1 protein-coding gene is annotated in these 337 nt (G+C 48.7%); it reads left to right on the top strand.

Translation table 11 applies throughout. The features are described from left to right. Positions 1 to 230 precede the first annotated feature (230 nt). A partial coding sequence (locus tag IV91_RS19805; RefSeq protein WP_459166980.1) for an antitoxin PaaA2 family protein occupies positions 231 to 337 on the top strand: 107 nt, incomplete at its 3' end.

Below are 337 nucleotides of genomic sequence, written 5' to 3'. Positions count from 1 at the left end.
GATACCTGCCTTTGAACCCATGACAGTTCATCCGGCAGCAATGAGGCGATAGCTGTCAATAGCCGAATTTCTTTGTACTTTGAGGTACAAGCACAAAAATTCCGCATCGGACACGCGTTTTATACGCCGCCGGATCGGAGGGCAAGGAAAGTATTGGAAGCGGCTTGTGTTGAGTGTGTGACGAATTTACGGGGATTGGCGTAAAATGAAAGAAACGGAGGAATTAGCAAATGAGCGTCGCTCTGTCTCCCCTTGTTTCAGAATTCGAGAGTGTCGATCAGGAAGCCAGTTATGTCGCTTGGTTGCGCACCAAGGTCGAGTTGAGTTTGGCTGACAA

Source organism: Ferrovum myxofaciens (genome assembly GCF_000735045.1).
GTDB classification, from domain to species: domain Bacteria; phylum Pseudomonadota; class Gammaproteobacteria; order Burkholderiales; family Ferrovaceae; genus Ferrovum; species Ferrovum myxofaciens.
This window is presented reverse-complemented; position numbering and strand designations above follow the sequence as displayed.